Here is a 19,778-nt window from a genome sequence, read left to right as displayed (position 1 = left end):
CGGTGGGCGGGTCCGGCCGGTGGCCGGTCGTCCTCAAGCGCCGGACGGGCTGGATGCCCGTCCGGCGCCCTTGCGGCAGCTGCGGCGCGCGAGCCGCGCGACGTGACCCCGGCGCCCTCGTAGGCGTTCGGCAGCCGTGCTGTGCGTGGCCGTACGTCGGCCTCTCCGGAGGCGGCCCGACGCGGGCGCGTACTTGTACGGTCCCGTCCCGTGCCGGGCGGTGAACCCGCCCTCGTCGGGCCGGCGGTGTGTGGGTGCAGTCCCGCGCCGGGCCAGGCGGTGTGCGTACGGTTCCATGCCGTACCGGGCGGCGTACGCATACGGTCCCTCGTAGCGCCGGGCGGTGTGCGCGTACCGTGCCGTGCCGGGCGGTGAACCCGCCCCCCTCACGTCCGCAAATACGACGCCCCGTTGAGGTCCAGCACCGCCCCCGACGACCACTCCGCCTCCGGGGAGGCCAGCCACAGCACCGCCGACGCGATCTCGGTCGCCGTCGCCACCCGGCCGAACGGGCTCTGTGAGCGGATCGCGTCGCCCTCCGGGCCGGTCAGGCGCGCGGCCACCCGTTCCGTGGCGAAGAAGCCCGGGGCGACGGAGGCGACCGCGATGCCGTGTGGGGCGAGTGAGACCGCGAGGGACTGGCCCAGTGCGTGCACCGCCGCCTTCGTGGCGCCGTACGCGGGGTGGTCCGGTTCGCCGCGGAAGGCGCCGCGTGAGCCGATGTTGACGATGCGGCCGCCCGTGCCGCGGTCGATCATCGACCGTGCCGCGCGGTGGCTGAGCAGCGCCGTGCCGAGGAGGTTCACCGAGAGGTGGCGCTGCCAACTCGCCGCCCAGTCCTCGTACGAGGTGGTGGGCAGCGGATGGGGCTCGTTCACCGCCGCGTTGTTCACGAGCACGTCGATGCCGCCCAGCGCGTCCCGTGCCGCGTCCGCGATCCGGGCCGCGCCCTCGGGGTCCGACACGTCGCCGCCCACCAGCGCGTGGCCCGTGCCGTCGAGGGATTCGAGGGTGCGGCGCGCGTCGTCCGCACGGGTGCCGTAGTGGACGGCGACGCGGTCGCCGTTGGCGGCGAAGGCGCGGGAGACCGCGCGGCCGAGTCCTCGTGCGGCGCCGGTGACCAGGACCCGGCGGCCGGTCTGCGGGAAGTTCATGGAGGGGTCCCTTCGGGAGGCGTCAGCCGTCGACGGCGTTGTACGCCCGTACCTCCGACGTGCCGACCCGGCCGTACCAGCCGGACGCGTCGGACGCGAGCTGGTCGATGATGCCAGGCAGCACCCACTCGCGCAGCGGCGTACCGTCGGCGAGCCGCAGGGCGGTGCAGGTGTCGCCGGCCGCCGCGTACACCGTGTCGCCCGCGACGACCGGCGGTACCTTCGCGATCCCCGTCAGCCGCCGCGTCCAACGAGGCTCGCCGGACCGGGGATCGAGGGCCTGGAGGGTGTCCGCCTTCGACCAGTGCAGCACCGGACCGCCCGCACTGCCCGGACCGCCCGCCGTGACCGGACCGCGCAGCCCGCCCGTCCGCGGCTGCCAGCTCGTCTCGACGCCGAGCGTGGGGCGCCGCCAGCGACGCTCTCCGCTCTCCGGGTCGAAGCCGTGGAGCGTGCCCGCCGTGGCCAGCAGGCCCGTACCGCCCGCCTCACCGACGGCCGTGGCGCCCGGGGTCACGGGGAAGGTCTCCGCCGCGACGGCGACGCGCTCCCCGCCGCGTGCGCGGACGATGTGCAGCTTGCCCGCCGTGGTGAGCAGGCCGAAGTTCCCCGCGTCCGGCAGCGCGGCGGCGGCGAGCAACTGGTCGCCGCCGGCCTTGAACCCCTCGTACGTCCACAGCGTCCTGCCCGACGCCGCGTCGACACCGAGCACCTCCCACCGCAGGGCGCGGGCCAGCAGCATCGTGCCGCCCAGCACCGCCGGTGGCTCCGTGCCGCCCAGCTCCCGCGCCCAACGGCTCGCCCCCGTACGCGGATCGACGGCCTCCAGCTCCTTCTCGTCGTCCTCGTCCGCGTACGACGAGACCACCGTGCCGTCCACGACGGCGACCCACCGGGCCGGCAGCCTTTGAATCGGGTCGGCCTCGACGCGCGACTTCCCCGAGCCGACATCGACCACCGGCAGCCCGACGTCGGGCGCCACGAGATTCCCGTCCACGACGCCCCACATGTGCGGCACGTCCGCCGAGGCCTCCAACTCCCAGCGGCGGGCTCCGTCGGAGGCCGCGCGGGCACGGACGTAGCCCGTGGAACCGCCGGTGAGCGTTCCGTGCAGCAGCACCGTGCCGCCGGTGGGCAGCAGCGCGTCGATCGCCTCGAACTCCGTGGTGACGCTCCAGCGGAGCGCGCCCGGCTTCGCCGAGCCCTTTTCGAGGTCCGGCTGGGCGCCGTCCGGACCGGGGCTTCCCCAGCCGCGTACGACGGAGACGCCGAGCAGCCCGGTCAAGGTGGTCGCACCGGCCACCAGCACTCCCCGGCGGGCCAGTTGACGGTGCCGCCCGGCGCGCGCCGGTACGGGCCGCGGCGCCGGGCCCGGCGCCGTCACCCGCTTCGTGGGAACCACCGCCGTGTGCTCGCGCGGCCGGTCCTCCTCGTCGCCCTGGACCAGGCTCCGCAGCGGCTCCTCGCGCCACCACAGCGGCGACCCGGGATCGGCCGTACGCTCCAGCACGGCGGCGACGGAGGGCCGTTGCCCCGGCTCCTTGTCCAGACAGTCGGCGACCAGCCCGCGTATCTCCACGGGTACGCCGGCCAGGTCGGGCTCCTCGTGCACCGCCCGGTAGAGCAGGATCGCCACCGTTCCGTCCCCGAAGGGATTGCGGCCGGTGGCGGCGAACGCGAGGACCGCGCCCAGGGCGAACACATCGGCCGCCGCGGTCACCGGCGAGCCGCCCGTGATCTGTTCGGGCGCGATGAACCCCGGCGTCCCGACGATGTCCCCGGCCGCCGTCAGCCCGTGGTCGCCCAGCGCGCGGGCGATCCCGAAGTCGATGACGCGCGGCCCCTCGGCCGTGACCAGCACGTTGGACGGCTTGAGGTCCCGGTGGACGAGCCCCGCGCCGTGGATGCTCGTCAGCGCCTCCGCGAGCGCCGCGCCCAGCGACCGTACGGCCGGCACGCCCAGCGGCCCGGCGGCGGCGACCGCGCCCCGCAGGGTGACGCCCGGCAGGTAGGCGGTGGCCAGCCAGGGCACGGGCGACGCGGGATCGGCGTCGAGCACCGCCGCCGTGTGCGCCCCCGTCACGGCGCGGGCGGCGGCGGCCTCGCGCCGGAACCGTTCGCGGAAGTGCGGTTCGGCCGCGAGGTGCGCGTGGACGGTCTTCACGGCGACCAGTCGGCCACCGGTCGTACGGCCCAGATACACCCGGCCCATGCCACCGGCGCCGAGCCGGCCGAGCAGCCGTACGGAGCCCAGTCTTTCGGGGTCGCCGGGCAGCAGGGGATCGGTCATGACAACTCCGGTGCGGCGTAGGTGGTCAGGACGCCTCCCGACGCCACATGGACGAGGCCGGGTCCCGCCCCGGCGGCGTCGCCACCGCCCGCCCCGACGACCACCGCGCTCGCCTCGCCGGTCTCGGCCGCCCACACGAGGTCGCCCGTCGCCGCGTCCCGCGCATGCACTCCCCAGTCGGGGCGCCTCTCGGCTGTCTCCGCGTCCTCCGGCGCCCGTCCCCGGCCGTAGACGAGCCCGCCGGCCACCACCAGCGGCAGGCCGATGCCCGTGCGGCTCCAGCGGGTGCGGCCGGTGTCCGCGTCGAGGGCCTTCACCGTGTCGTACGTGGCGGTGTGCACCAGCCCGGCGGTGGCCGTGGGGGTGATGGTGGTGTCGTCGGTCTCTTCCTCGGACAGATCGCGGGTCCACCGGGTGCGCCGGGTCGCGAGGTCGACGGCCCTCAGACGTCCGGCCGTCGCGTAGTAGCGGACGCCGCGGGAGCCGAGATACGACTCCGGGTACGCCGCGCCTCCGGGTATCTCACGTTCGAGCACGCCGTCGGCGGCGCGCAGCACGGTCAGTGGTCCGTCGGCCTCGCTCGCGTCGTCGTTCCCGCCGGGGGCGGCGGAGACGGTCCTGGCCGCCACGGCGATCCGGTCGTCCGTCCGACGGAGAGCCGCCACCTCCGCCCGCGCGCCCTGGTGGAACCAGAGGGAGGCTCCGGTGCGCGGGTCGTAACCGTAGGCGCGCCAGGGGCTCTCGCGGTTGGTGCGGCGCTCCCACGCCGTCGAGTACGAGGCGTAGGTGACGACACAGAGGATGTCCTCGGCGACGGCGAGCGCGCTGCGGTTCCCGTCCACCGCGACGGTCGGCTCCGCCCCGCCCAGCTCCAGAGGGCGCCGGGGGTTGTTCACCATGGGGTCGGCGGACCACTTCGCGACACCGGTCGCGGCGTCCAGCGCGGCGATCTCGGTCGAGAACGAGAGCTGGTTGGACAGGACGTGGACGAGTTCCTCACCGAGCACGACGTCGGTGATGTCCCCGTCGACCGGGTGGCTCCAGGCGACGACCCCGGTCCGGGGATCGAGGCGGGTCAGCCCGTCCCCGGCTCGGAGGTACAGGGCCTCGCCGTACCGCATCGGCAGTGCGTCGCCGATGTCGCGGGTCCACAGGGCGCGGCCCCGTGTGTACGGGCCCGGTGTGCCGGAAGGGGCGGAGTCCGTCGCGTCCTCGTCCTTGTCGTCGCGGCCGGTGAGTGAGGAGAGCCAGGCGACCGTGCCGACCGCCGCGCCGCCGGCGAGGGCCGCGCCGCCCCAGCGCAGGAAGCGTCTTCGGGACGCGCCCCGGCCGCCGCTCACGACCGTGGTGCCGGCGCCGGGTGCGAGCGGCGTCGTGGGGGCGGGGAGGCGGGGGACGGTCGCGTCGCGCGGCGCCCGGGCTTCGCCGGCCGGTTCGTCCGCCGGTTCGTCGGCTCGCGTGTCCGCCGGTTCGGTGGCCGCCGTCGTCGCCGCTTCCGGCGCGTTCGCGACCAGCGCGGCCACCTCCTCCTCGCGGCGCCGGATCAGACCGGACACCGCCTCCCGCTCCCACCACGGAGCACCCTCGGTCCACGCCGCGCACGCGGTCAGCACCTCGGCCACGGTGGGCCGCTGGCCGGGCTCCTGGCTCAGACAGCTTCCGAGCAGTTCCCGCCACCCGGCCGCGCCGTCCCGCGCGCCCGAGGCCTCCGCCAACCCGTCGAGGTCCGCAGGGCCGTGCATGGTCCGGTACAGCACCTGGTGCACCGGGCCGGTGCCGAACGGCGGACGGCCGGTCGCCGCGTACGCGAGCAGCGCCCCGAGCGCGAACACATCGACGGCCGGACCGGGTTCACCCGCCCCGGTGAGCAGTTCGGGCGCGATGAAGCCGGGGGAGCCGACGACCTCACCGCTGTCGGTCAGGCTCTCCTCGGCCGTGGTCCGCGCGATGCCGAAGTCGATGACCATCGGGCCGTCGCGCGTCACGACGATGTTCGACGGTTTCAGATCACGATGGACGAGCCCCACGGCGTGCACGGCGGCGATCGCCTCGGCCAGCGCGGCGCCGAGCGCGGCGAGTTCGCCCGGGGCCAGCGGTCCGAGGGCCGAGACCGCCCCGCTGAGGGTGGGGCCCGTACAGAACTCGGTGGCCAGCCACGGGCGTACGGCCTCCGGGTCGGCGGCGAGCACGGCGGCCGTGAACGGTCCCGCCACCGAACGGGCGGCGGCGGCCTCCCGCCGGAACCGCTCCCGGAACCGCCGATCGGCCGCCAGGTGTTCGTGTACCGTCTTCACGGCCACCAGCCGCCCCGAGGCCGCCCTGGCGAGATGGACCCGCCCCATGCCGCCCTCACCGAGCAGGGCGACCAGCCGGTACCCCCCGAGCTTCTCCACCGTGGCTCCCCCTCCGAACCCGCCATCCGTACGCGGCCGATCACTGCGACGCCCAAAGAGCATCCCAAGGTTGCGGCGGCCACCCGATACCGGCCGGGGGCCGTGCCCGTACCGGGTCGTGGGCCCGCCCCGTAACGCCGCTAAAACCCGTGGCAGCCGGTCGCCCCCTCTCCTAAAGTCATATCTGTCCAGGTGCGAAGGCGGGACCTACTTCCACTCTTAATGGGGAGGCCGCAGGTTCGAGTCCTGCCATCGGCTTTCGAGCCGATGTAGCTCAGTTGGCAGAGCACCTTGTCGGTTCCGCCGGCCTTGATCTCTGGACTTTTCATCGAATTCGGGGGAATTCCCATGGCCCGTTTCAACACTCGCCTTTCCGTGGTCCGCGGCACGTCGCCCGTACGGTCGACGGGCGCGACCACCCGGACCCACCAGGGCGGCGCCGGACACCTGCGCGACGCGAAGTCCGAGCTGTTTCTGCTGGCCGTCGCCAACTTCGTTTCCCAGCAGACTTTTTACGAGTCCGGTGACGACCGCGACGACCGCTTCGCCTCCCTCGTACGCAAGCTCGCCGTCGAGGATCCGTCGTGGACGGCCGGTCTCCTGAGCTGGCTGCGCCGCGACGGGAACATGCGGACCGCCGCCGTCGTCGGCGCCGCCGAATACGTCAAGGCGCGTCTCGAACTGGGCGTCAGCGCGGGCCCGTCGAACCGCCAGGTCGTCGATTCCGTACTGCTGCGTGCCGACGAGCCGGGTGAATTCCTCGGTTACTGGACGTCTCGTTACGGACGTGCAATACCCAAGCCCGTGAAGCGGGGACTGGCCGACGCCGTGCGGCGCCTCTACAGCGGAAAGTCGCTGTTGAAGTACGACACCGCGTCGAAGGGTTACCGCTTCGGGGACATTCTCAATCTCGTCCACGCCTCGCCCGATCCGGCCAAGGCATGGCAGGGCGAGTTGTTCCGTTACGCCCTGGACCGCCGGCACCACCCCGACAGCGCCGTTCCGCCCGCGTCGAACCGCACTCTTGTCGCGCACCGGGCCCTGATGGAATTGCCGGTCGCCGAGCGGCGCGCGGTGATCACGGCTCCCGGCGCCGCCGAGCGGTTGGCGGCGGCGGGCATGACGTGGGAGATGCTGGCGGGCTGGCTGCAGGGGCCGATGGACGCGGTGGCGTGGGAGGCCGTCATCCCCTCCATGGGGCCGATGGCGCTGCTGCGCAACCTGCGGAACTTCGACGAGGCCGGGGTGGGCGACGAGGTCGCGGCCCGGGTCGCCGCCGAGCTGTCGGACCCGGCGGTGGTCGCCCGGTCGCGGCAGTTCCCGTTCCGCTACCTCGCGGCGTACCAGCACGCGCCGTCGCTGCGCTGGTCGTACCCGCTGGAGCGGGCGCTCGGCCACTCGCTGGCCAATGTGCCCGCGCTGCCGGGGCGGACGCTGATCCTGGTCGACCGGTCGGGCTCGATGTGGTCGCCGTTGTCGGACCGCTCGCAGCTCAACCGGGCGGACGCGGCGGCGATCTTCGGTACGGCGGTGGCGATGCGCGCCGCCGACGCCGATCTGGTCGAGTTCGGCTCGGGCAGCGGCACGGTGAAGTACCAGGGGGGCGAGTCCGTGCTGAAGGTCCTGGGCCGCTTCGGCAGTCTGGGAGGCACGAACACGACCGGGGCGGTACGGGCCCACTACCGCGGCCACGACCGGGTGCTGATCGTCACGGACGAGCAGGCGTCGTACAGCCACTTCGGCGACCCGACCGAGCAGGTCCCGGACCGCGTTCCCGTCTACACCTGGAATCTGGCGGGATACCGGGCCGGGCACGGGCCGTCGGGCACGCGGAACCGGCACACTTTCGGTGGTCTCTCCGACGCCGCGTTCCGCATGGTTCCGCTGCTTGAGGCGGGTCGGGACGCCCGCTGGCCGTGGGCGGACTGACCGCCGGAACGGGGGCCGGCGGAGGGCCGTGGGGTCACTGGGGAACGAGTGATCCCGCGGCCCGTCGGCGGTCGGGCATGGCGCGTCGGGGGCCGTTGGGCGCATACTCCAGGTAATGACAAAGTCAGCCGGTTCCCGGCGCCACCTGCCGTCCAGTCCCTTCAACCGCCAAGGCCCGGCCTCACCTCCGCCCGAGCACTTCGACGTGGGAGACCGTGTTTCCCATGATCAGTTCGGGTTGGGCAGAGTCATCGGAGTCGAGGGCGAGAACGCCGTGCTCATCGATTTCTCGGGCCGCCAGGGTCGGATCCTGAGCCCCTTCTCCAAACTGACCAAGCTCTGAAGACCCAGGCCCCCGGGCCGCCGCGATCCCCGTGACCGCGGCGGCCCGTAAAGGCATGTCCGGAGCGGCGCTCAGAGGGACTTGGCCGCGGGCTTGACCATGCCGCGGACCGTGCGGGACTTCACGAACTCGCCGACGGCCGTCATCTCCCACTCACCGGAGAACTGCTTGATGAGCTTCGCCATGATCACGCCGGTCTGCGGCTCGGCGCCCGTCAGGTCGAAGCGGACCAGTTCCTCACCGGTATGCGCGTCGAGCAGCCGGCAGTAGGCCTTCGCGACCTCGTTGAACTTCTGGCCGGTGAACGAGTTCACCGTGAAGACCAGGCCCGTGGCCTCGGCCGGCAGCCGGCCGAGGTCGACCACGATCGTCTCGTCGTCCCCGGCGCCCTCACCCGTGAGGTTGTCGCCGGAGTGCTTGACCGAGCCGCCGAGGATGGACAGCTTGCCGAAGTAGCAGCTGTCCAGGTGGTTGCGGTTCGGTCCGTAGGCGATCACGGAGGCGTCGAGGTCGATGTCCTTGCCGCGGAAGGCGGGCTCCCAGCCGAGGCCCATCTTGACCTGGGACAGCAGCGGGGCGCCGCCCTTGACGAGCGACACCGTCTGGTTCTTCTGGAGGTTGACGCGGCCCTTGTCGAGATTGATCTTCCCGGAGCCCGCGGGAGCCGCCGGGGGAGCGGACGGCGGAACGGGGGCCGAGGGAGTGACGGGGGCGGCGATCCGCGGGTCGGCCGTCGTGGGGGTCGGAGCCGGGGGCGGGACGGGTGCGGAGGGCGGCACCGGTGCCATCGGGGCCACGGGGGCCTGCGGTGCCTGTGGGGCGGCCGCGGCGGGCGTCGTGGGCTCCTCGACGGAGACGCCGAAGTCGGTGGCGATGCCCGACAGCCCGTTCGAGTAACCCTGGCCGACCGCGCGGACCTTCCAGGCGCCGTTGCGCAGATAGACCTCCACGACCACCAGAGCGGTCTCCGAACCCAGATTCGGCGGGGTGAAGGTGGCGAGCGCGCTGCCGTCGTCGGCGTTGCGGATGGTCGCTGTGGGCTCGATGCCCTGGAAGCTCTGGCCCGCGGCGTCGGGGCTGGCCGTGACGACGATCTTCTCGATTCCGGCGGGGACGGCGGACGTGTCCACCACGATCGCGTCCGGAGCCGTACCGCCGCCGGACCGGTAGGTCACACCCGGTCCGTTCGGCTGGTTGTAGAAGATGAAGTCGTCGTCGGAGCGCACCTTGCCGTCGGCGGTGAGCAGCAGGCCCGATACGTCGAGCCGCACCGGGGCGGCGACGTCCACCGCCACGCGGGCGGCCGAGAGGGGGATGTTCGAGCCGGGGGTCATAGCTGTCATGCCAGACGTAACGAACGACCCCTCTTTGCCGTTCCCTTACTTTTCCCACCCTCGCCCGGACGGGTCAGCCGGACGGGTCAGCCGGACGGGTCAGCCGGAGGGGTCGGCCGTGACGACCGGCCGGGCGGCGTTCGGTGCGGCGGGCCGGATCAGTACGGCCACTGCGGCGGATGCGTGCAGAAGTGGCCGCCCAGGTTGGCGTGGTCGGGGTTCTCCGGGTCCAGTTCGCCCTGCTCGGCGACGAGCTTGTCCGCGTACTGCTCGGAGTCGTCCCTCGGCTCGTACCCGAGGGCCCGCGCTGTCGAGAGGTCCCACCACAGGCGGGTGTTGGCGGACGAGCCGTAGACGACGGAGTGCTGGACGTCCTCGGCCGTGAGCGCGGCGTGGAAGAGCCGCGCGCCGTCGCCGGGGCTCATCCAGACCGACAGCATCCGTACGGAGGTCGGCTCCATGAAGCAGGACCCGATCCGTACGGAGACGGTCTCCAGCCCGTGCAGGTCCCAGTAGAGCTGCGCCAGATCCTCGCCGAAGCACTTGGAGAGGCCGTAGAACGTGTCGGGGCGGCGCGGGGTCCCGATCGGGATCAGCGCCTCCGAGTCGAGCGGATAGGTGCCTTGCGGCCTTGGTGTGAACCCGACGGCGTGGTTGCTGGACGCGAAGACCACCCGCGCGGTGCCCTCCTCGCGTGCCGCCTCGTAGAGGTTGTACGTCCCCTCGATGTTGGCCCGCAGGATCTTGTCGAACGACGCCTCCAGGGAGATGCCGGCGAGATGGATGATCGCGTCGACACCCTTGACGGCCTCACGCAGCGCGCGCTTGTCGCCGAGGTCGGCCGTGATCGCGTCCGGCTCGCCTTCGATGGGTGTGGCGTCGAACAGCCGGAGCTCGTACCCGTACGCGGGCAGCAGGCCCCGCATCAGGGTGCCGAGGCCGCCCGCTGCGCCGGTGAGCAGGACGGTTCGCGGTTGGGGCATGGGCGTAAATCTCCTCGGACGGACTCAGGCGGACCCGGAATGGCTCAGATCCGTGGACAGGATTCACATGCGTGGACACGCTAAGGAGCGTCGCCGCCAGCGTCAAGTGTCGCGCGGAGGCGGCCAATCCGCTCCTGGGTTGCGGTTTTCCGTCTTGACCGGCGCCGCACGGCTGCCCTAGCGTGGCGCTGTTCAGAAATATGGACGCCGATCAGAATTGTGCACGAGCGTGAGTGCTCGCCGCACGGCCCAGGGAGCGCCAGTGACCTCAGCCCCGCTCGCCGCCCGCCTCACCCGAGTCGCCGGGCCGCTGTTCTTCCCCGTCACCGCGTACGGTCCGGACGGCGCCCTCGACCTCGACGCGTTCCGCGCGCACGTCAGAAGCGGCGTCGACGCGGGAGCCGCCGCGGTCTTCGCCTGCTGCGGCACGGGCGAGTTCCACGCGCTCACCCCGGAGGAGTTCGGGGAGTGCGTACGGGCGGCCGTCGAGGAGACCGCGGGAGCGGTCCCAGTCGTTGCGGCCGCCGGTTACGGTACGGCAATCGCCGTCAGATACGCGGAGATCGCCGAGGCCGCCGGCGCCGACGGACTGCTCGCCATGCCGCCCTACCTGGTCGTCGCCGACCAGGAGGGCCTGCTGCGCCACTACTCGGCGCTGGCCGCCGCCACCGGTCTGGAAGTCATCGTCTACCAGCGCGACAACGCGATCTTCACCCCGGAGACCGTCGTCGAACTCGCCAAGGTGGACGGCATCATCGGCCTCAAGGACGGCTACGGCGACCTCGATCTGATGCAGCGCATCCTCAGCGCCGTACGCACCGAGGAACCCGGCCGCGACTTCCTCTACTTCAACGGCCTGCCCACCGCCGAACTCACCGGCCTCGCCTACCGCGGCATCGGCATCAGCCTCTACTCCTCCGCCGTCTTCGCCTTCGCGCCCGAGATCGCCCTCGCCTTCCACCGCGCCCTCAACTCCGGCGACGACACAACCGTGAACAGGCTCATCGACGGCTTCTACCGGCCGCTGGTCGAACTGCGCTCCAAAGGACGCGGATACGCCGTCTCGCTCGTCAAGGCGGGCGTCAGACTGCGCGGTTACGACGTCGGCGAGGTACGCACACCCCTGAGCGAACCGCAGCCCGCGCACATCAAGGAACTCACCGAGATCATCGAGCGCGGCTACACGCTGCTCGGCGACGGCGACGGCGACGGAGAGCCCGGAGAGCCCGGCGAGACGGAGACGAACGCGTGAAGACCTCCGCCTTTCTCTACCCCTGGGACGTGGTCGGCGACCCCGCCGCGCCCGCCCGCGTCGCGGACCTCGGCGTCCGGCAGGTCACCCTCGCCTCCGCCTACCACTCCACCCGCGCTCTGACCCCGCGCCACCCGCGCCACCGCGTCGTCACGGCCGAACACGCCGCCGTGCTCTACCCGATGGACGAGGTCCACTGGGCGGACGCCGAACTGCGCCCGTACGCCGCCGGCGACTGGGCACCCGCGGACGCCTACGGCGAGGCCGCCGCCGCGCTCGCCGACGCGGGGCTCGACGTGCACACCTGGGTCGTCCTCGCGCACAACTCCCGGCTGGGCGCCGAGCATCCCGGCACCTCCGTGGTGAACGCCTACGGCGACCGCTACCCCTGGGCCCCGTGCATCGCCCGCCCCGCCGTCCGTACGTATGTCGCGTCGCTCGCCGCGGAAGCCGCCGTACAGCCCGGCGCGGCCGGCACCGAACTGGAATCCCTCGGCTGGTACGGACTCGCGCATCTGCACGCCCACGACAAGATCGGTGGCGTCCCGCTCGGCGAGGCCGCTCAGTACCTGATGTCGCTCTGCTTCTGCTCCGTCTGCCGCGCCGGGTATCTGTCGCTGGGCTTGGACGCCGACGAGCTGAACGCCGCCGTCAGGCGGGCCCTGGAGCCCGTCTGGAGCGGCGCGGAGGGCTCCGGCACTCCGGCGGGCTGGCCGGCCGTCGAAAAGCTCCTGGGCGCCGATCTGGCGACCGCCACCCTCAACTGGCGTGTCCGGACCGCCCGTACGCTCCAGGAGGCCACCGTCGCCGCCGTACGCGCGCGGGCGCACCCCGGCTTCCAGGTGCTGCTCCACGCCGACCCCAACCCCCACCGCACCGGGGCCAACGCCGGAGTCGACCCCGCGCACATCCTGGACACCGCCGACGGGGTCGTCCTGCCCTGCACCGGCGGCGCGGCGGAGGCGATGCTGACACCGTTCGCCGCCCACCGCCGCGAATCCACCGTGCTGGCCGCCAACTTCACCGTCGTGGCGGGTATGGGCGGCAGCCCTGACACCCTCGCCGACGACGCGGCGCACGCGCGCTCGCTCGGCGCGACCGAACTGCGGCTGTACCACGCGGGCCTGGCGTCGGACGCGGATCTGGCCGCCGTCGCCGCCGGGCTCTCACGCCTCGGCTGAGGCCCGTCGCGGCAAGTCTCCGTAGAAGGTGAGACCGGCCGCCGTCAGCAGCCCGATCACCCCGGTGACCGGCAGCAGCACCGTGATGTCGACGAACGCGATCAGTCCCGCGCCGAGCGCGAGGGACACCGCGTTCGGCACGTAGATCAGGGTGTTGGCGGTGGCGGCGGTCCGGCCGAGCACCGCGTCCGGGGTCTCGCGCTGCACCGCCGTCAGCGCGACGATCAGCACGCACGGGAGCCCGATCCCGACCGCCACCGCGCTCGCCAGCACCACGGCGTCGTACGGCAGTGCCCGCAGCCCCACGGCGGCGGCGAAGAGCGCGATGCCACCGGCGGCGAACACCCGCTCCGGCATCCTGCGCATCAGCGGGCCCGCCAGCAGCCCGACGCCGACCGAGCCGACACCCTGGAGCGCGTAGAGCAGACCTACGTACGTAGGAGCGTGCCCGAGGCCCTTGTCGACCACCGCGTAGATCGCGGCGCCGTTGAGCCCCGCGAGCAGCATGGTGACCGAGCCCGCCAGGACGAGCGGGCGCAGGATCGGCGAGTCGCGCAGCACGCGCGCGCCCTCCGCCGTCCGGGACAGCCAGCTACCGGTACGGTCCGGCACCGGCCGCTCCTCCTGGACCCGCATCAGCGCGAAGAGGCCGGCGGCCAGCGCGAACGTCACGGCGTCGAGCAGGGCGACCGTCCCGCCGCCGTACGCCGCGTACAGCCCGGCGCCCGCGAGTGGCGCGAGCAGCTTCATGCCCTCGTTGGCCGTCATCCGCAGCCCGTTGAAGTCACCGAGCAGCCGCTTGTCGATCGCCGTGGCCACCAGGGCCGCCTCGGCCGCGTCCTGGACGACGCCGCTGACGCCGTACACGGACAGCACGGCGAAGAGGACCCAGATCCGGTCCGCCGAGTCCACGACGAGGAGCAGGGGCAGCAGCGCGGCCATGGCGAGATTGCAGAAGATCAGCAGCGGCCGGCGCCGCCACCGGTCGGCCAACGCCCCCAGCAGCGGCCCCACCAGCGTCGGCGCCCACATCGCGAAGACGGTCAGGGCCGCCAGACTGTCCGACCCGGTCAGCGACTTGACCCAGATGCCGCCGACCAGCCACATCGCCGACGTGCCGAAACCGGACACGACGACGCCGGACAGATACAGCCCGGCGTTACGGTCCCGAAGGACCGTGGCTATCGCCCAGCTCCTGCCCGCCGGGCCGCCCGCCGATTTCTTTGCCGACTTTCCCGCCGACCCGCCCGCCGGCTTCCCTGCCCGTTTCCCCGTCCCCATCGGCACATCGTGGCACGGGAGCCACAGGCCCCACAGGGGTTGGCGGGAGGCGACCGGACCGGCCGGTCAGCGCACCGCCGCCTCCATCATCTTCTTGGCGATCGGGGCCGCCAGGCCGTTGCCGCTGACCTCCGAACGTGCCGCGCCCGAGTCCTCGACCAGCACGGCCACCGCCACCTCCTTGCCCGTCGAGGCGTCCTTCGCGTACGAGGTGAACCAGGCGTACGGCGTCTGGCTGTTGTCCACGCCGTGCTGGGCCGTACCCGTCTTGCCGCCGACCTCGGCGCCGTCGATGCGGGCGTTCGTGCCCGTGCCCTCGTTCACCACCGTCACCATCGCGCTGCGCAACTGCTCGGCCGTCGAGGACGAGACGATGCGGCGCGAGGACTCGTCCTCGTAAGAGGTGAGCGTGTCGCCACCCGCGTCCACCACCTTGGACACCATGTGCGGCGCTTCGAGGATCCCGTCGTTCGCCAGCGCCGCCGACACCATCGCCATCTGGAGCGGCGTGGCGGTGACCTCGAACTGGCCGATGCCCGTCAGCGCCGTCTGCGCGTCGTCCATCTCGGACGGATAGACGCTCTCGGCCGCCCGCACCGGCACATCCTGCTCGGCGTCGTTGAAGCCCAGCTTCGACGCCATCGCGCCGACCTTGTCCTTGCCGAGGTCGGCGGCCATCTTGGCGAAGACGTTGTTGCACGAGTACTGGAGCGCCGTGCGGATCGTCGCGTTCTCGCAGGGCGCCGACGCGTTCTCGTTCTCCAGGACCCGGCTCGTGCCGGGCAGCGTGAACGGGTCCGGGCTCTCCGTCCGGGTGTCCACCGATCCGTACAGCCCGTCCTCCAGCGCCGCCGCGGCCACCACCAGCTTGAAGGTCGAACCGGGCGGGAGCGGCTGCCGCAGCGCCCGGTTGACCATCGGCTTGTCCGGGTCGGCGTTCAGCTGCTCCCAGGCGTCGCCGTCCGTCGTCCCGCTGATCTTCGACGGGTCGTACGACGGGGTGCTGACCATCCCGAGGATGCTGCCGGTCGCCGGGTCGATCGCGACGGCCGCGCCTTTCTTGTCGCCGAGCGCCTCGAAACCGGCCTTCTGCACCGCCGGGTCGATGGTCGTCAGGACACTGCCCGGCGCGGCCTGCTTGCCGGTGAGCGCGTCCAGCGGATTCTTCAGCCGGGAGTCCGTGCCGTCCAGGACGTGCGAGTAGATGCCTTCGAGCTGCGTGGAGCGGTACGCCTGCGAGCTGTAGCCGGTCACCGCCGCGTACAGCTCACCGTCCGTGTACGTCCGCTTGTACTTCAGGTCGTCGCTGCTCGCCGTCCGGGCGGAGCCCGTGACGGCGGAACCGGCCACGACGATGTCGCCCAGCGGCTGGGCGTACTGGTCGATGAGCGTGCGTCGGTTGCGTTCGTTGTCCGCGAGGGCCTTGCCCTGGTACGCCTGCACCCAGGTGACCCGCACCAGCAGGGCGAGCACCATGAGCAGACAGACGACCGCGGTGCGCCTGATTGTCTTGTTCATCCCACAGCGAAGACGAACGGGACCGGCCGCCCCGTTCCACCGGGCGCCCCTTCTCAGAAACTCTTCATACCGGGACGGGAGCGGACGGGACCGGACGGGCCTCTTCAGGAGGCCTGCGTCACCTCGGGCTGATGAACCCCGACTCGTACGCCGCGATCACCGCCTGCGTACGGTCCCTGGTCCCGGTCTTCGCGAGCACCGACGCGACATGCGACTTCACCGTCGCCGGGCCGACACCGAGCCGTCCCGCGATCTCCGCGTTCGTCAGACCGGTCGCCATCAGCCGCAGCACGGCCGCCTCGCGCTCGGTGAGCCGGCCCGCCCAGCTCGGCGCAGCCCGCCGGCTGCGGGCGTACTCCGCCGCCAGGCCCCGCAGCGCGGCGGGAAAGAGCAGCGAATCGCTCCGCGCCACCAGCCGGACCGCCCGCACCAGGTCCTCGGCCGCCGCCCGCTTCAGCAGGAACCCGGAGGCGCCGACGCGCAGCGCGTCGTACACATAGCTGTCGTTCTCGAAGGTCGTCACCACGACGACGCGCGGCACCTGCACCTGCACCGGCACCGACGGTGAGCCGGGCGCCGGGCCGAGGATCTGCTCGGTCGCGCGGATGCCGTCGATCTCCGGCATCCGCACGTCCATCAGCACGACGTCCGGGCGCACCGCGCGCACCACGGACACCGCCTCGGCGCCGGTCGCCGCCTCGCCGACGACCGTCAGGTCCGGCTCGGCGTCCAGAATGACGCGCAGCGCCGTACGGACCATCCGCTCGTCGTCGGCGACCACGACCCTGATCACGGTCTCCGCCGGATTCACCGAGCGCCTCCGCCGGTGGCCAGCGGGAGGGCGACGGACAGCCGCCACAGCGCCCCGTCGTGCCCGGCCTCGGCGTGCCCGCCGAGCAGCGTGGCCCGCTCGGCGACACCGAGCAGTCCGCGCCCGCCCCCGGGCCGTACGACCGGCGCCGTGTCCGGCAGCGGATTCTCCATCGTGATCTCCAACTTCTCGGTGCTCAGGGCGGCATGGAGCGTGACGGGCGCGGTCCCGCCGTGCCGCAGGGCGTTGCTCAGCCCTTCCTGGACGATGCGGTACGCCTCGCGCGACACCGGCTCCGGCACGGTCGTGACGTCCCCCTCGACGGTCAGCGCGACGTGTACGCCGCAGTGGGCAAGCAGCGCGTCCAGCGCGTCGAGTGTCGGTCCCGCGGCACCGCCGCCTCCCGCCGTCGGCCGGTCCTCGTCGTCCTGCCTCAACAGGCCCAGCACGGAGTCCAGTTCGCCCACCGTGCGCCGGGTGGTCTCCTCGATCGCCGTCAGCGCCTCCCGTACGAACTCCCTGTCCTTCGGCGCGTCGCTGTCCAGGATCCGCCGTGCCGCTCCCGCCTGGAGGGTCACCGCGCTCAGCGCGTGCCCGACCGAGTCGTGCAGCTCGCGGGCGAGCCTGTTGCGTACGGCGAGATCCGCCGCGCGCCGTTCGGCGGCGGCCAGCCGGTCGGCCGGTGTGGGCCCGAGCAGCACGGGCGCGAGCCGGGCCAGCAGCGTGCTCGCCGCCGCCGCGCACGCGGCCAGGGCGACGAGGGAAAGGATCCCGGCGAGAGGCGCGAGAGCCATGGTCCAGCCGTTGCCGAAGACCCGGGGCATCCCGAGCCGGGACTCCCGCAGCGCCGACGACAGCGGCAGCACCATCAGCGCCACCGCGAACGGCGGCAGCGCCAGCGACATGCCGCTGATGATCCCGCCGAGCCCGACATGCAGGGTGAACCAGCCCGTCGTACGCACCCTGGCCGCGCGCGAGCGGGCGGGACCGTCGGCCAGGGAGCCCTCCGGGATCCCGCACAGCGCCCGCGCCGCGGCCACCGACAGCGGCCGTACGAGCGGGAACAGCGCGCTCGCGGCGGCCAGCGGCAGGGCGACCGCGTATGCGCCGAACTGAAGCGCGAGGGAGTTGGCGAACAGGCTGTCGGCGTCGACCAGCGGGCCGACGACCACCGTACCGAGCAGCCAGTACGGCATCAGCAGCGCGCCGCCGAGGATCAGATGCGTCCAGCGCAGCCGCGCCCGACCGCCGAAGAGCGGGCGCAGGAGCGCGGCGGTCCGGCGCGGGCGCGGGGTTGTCATACGGCGCGGCGCCGCAGGGTGGAGACGACACTGCCGAACAGCAGGAACCCGGCGACCATCGACACAGCGTAGGTCAGCACCATCGGGCCGGCGGCCCGTTGATCCGGATCGGTGGGCAGCAGCGTGGTGAGGAAGAGGAAGCCGCCCCAGCAGCCGAGCGTCCCCGAGCCCACCCACGCCGTCGCGAGCGGGATCCTCGGCGACAGCCGGCCGGCCGCGCGGAAGGGGAAGGCGAGCAGCAGCGTGCCGGCCACCGCGACCACGGCGAACAGGGCGTGGACGCCCTCCACGAGATGGAAGTCGGTCGACCGCTCCGCGATCCGGTCGGCGCTGAGCCCGGTCGTGGCTCCCGTCGCCCAGAGCAGATGCATGACGCCGGGCAGCAGCGCCAGCGTCGCACCGGCCGCCGCGGTCGCCCGCGCGGTGGTCGTCGTCCGCGGGTCCCCGAGCGGGCCCCGCCAGAGGTGGCCCCAGCGGCGCCGCGCGTACAACACGAAGAGCGTTCCCAGGGTGAGGCCCTGGAGGATGAAGCCGGAGTAGACGACGGCGAAGACCCACGCGTCGAGGAACGGCTCCGAGTTCGAGGGCGCCGGGCGCGAGCCGTCGACCACGGAGCCCGCCAGCTGGAGCGGATAGCCGGTCATGATCGGCGCCAGCAGCCCCGCGGCGACCCACATCGGCAGGGCGAGCAGCCAGGCGGGGACCCGTCGTCCCCACGGCCGGGTGAGCAGCAGCGCGAGGACCACCACGGCGGCGTCGAGGACGACGGACACGCTGTTGGCGACGGCCATCGCGATCCGGTCGTCCAGCAGCGTGCTGTCGTCGGGGATGCCGACCCGGTTCCCGGCGATCCACAGGACCTTGAGCGTGATGTACGGGAGGCACGAGGCGACCGCGACGGCGCGCAGCGCCCGTACGCCACGGCCGAGCGACGGCGCGGCAGGAGGTCCGGTCTCGGGCACGGGCAGCGGGGCGGCGGATGCGGCGGATGTCTGCGTCATGCCACCCACGCTCCCGGCCGGCGGCCTCCCGCACCTCCTGCGCCCTGACGATCCCCCTCCGCCGCGCGGGGGAGACCCGGCGGCGGACAGGGGGCCCGGACGACGGGTCGGTCAGAGCCTGCGCGTCGCCAGCGTCAGCCGGTCGCGCGCGTCGAACAGCGCGTCCTTGATCATCTGCTCGTGCGCCGGGGTCAGCCGCGCCACCGGCACCGAGCAGCTGATCGCGTCGCGCGCCGGAGTCCGGTACGGGATCGCGATGCCGAAGCAGCGCAGCCCGAGGGTGTTCTCCTCACGGTCCACGGCGTACCCCTGCTCGCGGATCGTGTTCAGTTCCTCGATGAGCTTCTCGCGGTCGGTGATCGTGTGCTCGGTCAGCGGCGACATCGTCTCCGGCAGCATCTTGCGCACCTGCTCGTCGCTGTGCGTCGCGAGCAGCGCCTTCCCGAGCGAGGTGGAGTGCGCGGGCAGCCGGCGCCCGACGCGGGTGAAGGGGCGCAGATAGTGCTGCGACTGGCGGGTGGCGAGGTAGACGACGTTCGTGCCGTCGAGACGCGCCAGGTGGATGGTCTCCGTCGTGTCGTCGGAGAGCCGGTCCAGGGTGGGGCGGGCGGCGGCCACCACCTCGTCACCGTCGATGTACGACGTGCCGACCAGCAGCGCCCGTACACCGATGCCGTACCGCGTGCCCGTCGCGTCCGTCTCCACCCAGCCCAGCTCGACCAGGGTCCGCAGCAGCATGTAGAGACTGGACTTGGGGTAGCCGACCGCCTCCTGCACCACGGCGAGCGAGTGCATACCGGGGCGTCCGGCGAAGTACTCCAGCAATTCCACCGTCCGCACAGCGGACTTGACCTGTGCACCACCGGTTTCCGCAGCCGACATCGTCCCTCGCCCCTATCTTGACCACTCTTGACCACACAGAACGCACGGAAATAGAGTTCCCATGGATTCATCATCAGGAACTTTGTTCAGAATACCGAACAGCACCTCGGTGATGACAGCGGACG

General features: G+C 72.7%; 15 protein-coding genes and 1 tRNA gene. 5 read left to right on the top strand and 11 right to left on the bottom strand.

The genetic code is table 11. The features are described from left to right. Positions 1–386: 386 nt before the first annotated feature. Genes ACFT9I_RS10565 through ACFT9I_RS10555 form a run of 3 tightly spaced genes read right to left on the bottom strand, consistent with a single transcriptional unit; the run spans position 387 to position 5,837 of the window. A complete protein-coding gene (locus tag ACFT9I_RS10565; RefSeq protein WP_382562777.1) occupies positions 387–1,154 on the bottom strand; it encodes an SDR family NAD(P)-dependent oxidoreductase in 768 nt (255 codons plus the stop codon). 22 nt (positions 1,155–1,176) lie between these two features. Next, positions 1,177–3,444 carry a PQQ-binding-like beta-propeller repeat protein gene (locus tag ACFT9I_RS10560; RefSeq protein WP_382562775.1) on the bottom strand — a complete coding sequence of 756 codons (2,268 nt, stop codon included), beginning with the start codon at positions 3,442–3,444 and terminating at the stop codon, positions 1,177–1,179. After that, entirely contained in the window at positions 3,441–5,837 is a 2,397-nt protein-coding gene (locus ACFT9I_RS10555) for a protein kinase (RefSeq protein WP_382562774.1), read from the bottom strand. The genes ACFT9I_RS10560 and ACFT9I_RS10555 overlap by 4 nt, the downstream gene beginning before the upstream one ends. Before the next feature lie 185 nt (positions 5,838–6,022). On the opposite strand from ACFT9I_RS10555, the gene ACFT9I_RS10550 reads away from it, so the two are divergent. From ACFT9I_RS10550 to ACFT9I_RS10540, 3 genes are all read left to right on the top strand, one after another. Next, a tRNA-Lys gene (locus tag ACFT9I_RS10550) sits at positions 6,023–6,092 on the top strand. A 93-nt stretch (positions 6,093–6,185) separates the two neighbouring features. Beyond that, complete coding sequence (locus tag ACFT9I_RS10545) at positions 6,186–7,766, top strand: TROVE domain-containing protein (RefSeq protein ID WP_382562772.1); 1,581 nt, start codon at positions 6,186–6,188, stop codon at positions 7,764–7,766. 115 nt (positions 7,767–7,881) lie between these two features. Further along, entirely contained in the window at positions 7,882–8,109 is a 228-nt protein-coding gene (locus tag ACFT9I_RS10540) for a hypothetical protein (protein WP_037784015.1), read from the top strand. A 71-nt stretch (positions 8,110–8,180) separates the two neighbouring features. On the opposite strand, the gene ACFT9I_RS10535 is transcribed toward ACFT9I_RS10540, so the two are convergent. Both ACFT9I_RS10535 and ACFT9I_RS10530 read right to left on the bottom strand, forming a co-directional pair. Next, positions 8,181–9,452 carry a TerD family protein gene (locus ACFT9I_RS10535; RefSeq protein ID WP_382562770.1) on the bottom strand — a complete coding sequence of 424 codons (1,272 nt, stop codon included), beginning with the start codon at positions 9,450–9,452 and terminating at the stop codon, positions 8,181–8,183. 149 nt (positions 9,453–9,601) lie between these two features. Beyond that, positions 9,602–10,426, bottom strand: a complete 825-nt coding sequence (locus ACFT9I_RS10530) for an NAD-dependent epimerase/dehydratase family protein (RefSeq protein ID WP_382562768.1) — start codon at positions 10,424–10,426, stop codon at positions 9,602–9,604. A gap of 262 nt (positions 10,427–10,688) precedes the next feature. On the opposite strand from ACFT9I_RS10530, the gene ACFT9I_RS10525 reads away from it, so the two are divergent. Next, complete coding sequence (locus tag ACFT9I_RS10525; RefSeq protein WP_382562766.1) at positions 10,689–11,678, top strand: 5-dehydro-4-deoxyglucarate dehydratase; 990 nt, start codon at positions 10,689–10,691, stop codon at positions 11,676–11,678. Continuing rightward, positions 11,675–12,859 (top strand): hypothetical protein, encoded by a 1,185-nt coding sequence (locus ACFT9I_RS10520; RefSeq protein WP_382562765.1) that lies wholly within the window; start codon positions 11,675–11,677, stop codon positions 12,857–12,859. Before ACFT9I_RS10525 ends, ACFT9I_RS10520 begins: the two co-directional genes overlap by 4 nt. Here ACFT9I_RS10520 and ACFT9I_RS10515 read toward each other — a convergent pair. From ACFT9I_RS10515 to ACFT9I_RS10490, 6 genes are all read right to left on the bottom strand, one after another. Beyond that, positions 12,845–14,140 (bottom strand): MFS transporter, encoded by a 1,296-nt coding sequence (locus ACFT9I_RS10515; protein WP_382562763.1) that lies wholly within the window; start codon positions 14,138–14,140, stop codon positions 12,845–12,847. The genes ACFT9I_RS10520 and ACFT9I_RS10515 overlap by 15 nt on opposite strands. A 66-nt stretch (positions 14,141–14,206) precedes the next feature. Then, positions 14,207–15,658 (bottom strand): peptidoglycan D,D-transpeptidase FtsI family protein, encoded by a 1,452-nt coding sequence (locus ACFT9I_RS10510; protein ID WP_382562762.1) that lies wholly within the window; start codon positions 15,656–15,658, stop codon positions 14,207–14,209. A gap of 118 nt (positions 15,659–15,776) precedes the next feature. Continuing rightward, positions 15,777–16,418, bottom strand: coding sequence for a response regulator (locus ACFT9I_RS10505; protein WP_382562910.1), 642 nt, complete (start codon positions 16,416–16,418; stop codon positions 15,777–15,779). 47 nt (positions 16,419–16,465) lie between these two features. Next, the gene (locus ACFT9I_RS10500) at positions 16,466–17,770 is read right to left on the bottom strand and encodes a sensor histidine kinase (RefSeq protein WP_382562760.1); all 1,305 of its coding nucleotides are present in this window, start codon (positions 17,768–17,770) and stop codon (positions 16,466–16,468) included. Next, complete coding sequence (locus ACFT9I_RS10495) at positions 17,767–18,771, bottom strand: hypothetical protein (protein ID WP_382562758.1); 1,005 nt, start codon at positions 18,769–18,771, stop codon at positions 17,767–17,769. Before ACFT9I_RS10495 ends, ACFT9I_RS10500 begins: the two co-directional genes overlap by 4 nt. Positions 18,772–18,882: 111 nt before the next feature. Further along, positions 18,883–19,653, bottom strand: a complete 771-nt coding sequence (locus ACFT9I_RS10490; protein ID WP_382562757.1) for an IclR family transcriptional regulator — start codon at positions 19,651–19,653, stop codon at positions 18,883–18,885. Positions 19,654–19,778 lie beyond the last annotated feature (125 nt).

The sequence above is a fragment of the Streptomyces sp. NPDC057137 genome, from assembly GCF_042670825.1.
In the GTDB taxonomy this organism is placed as follows: domain Bacteria; phylum Actinomycetota; class Actinomycetes; order Streptomycetales; family Streptomycetaceae; genus Streptomyces.
Note: the sequence above shows the minus strand (reverse complement) of the source record. Positions and strands in the feature narration are given on the sequence as shown.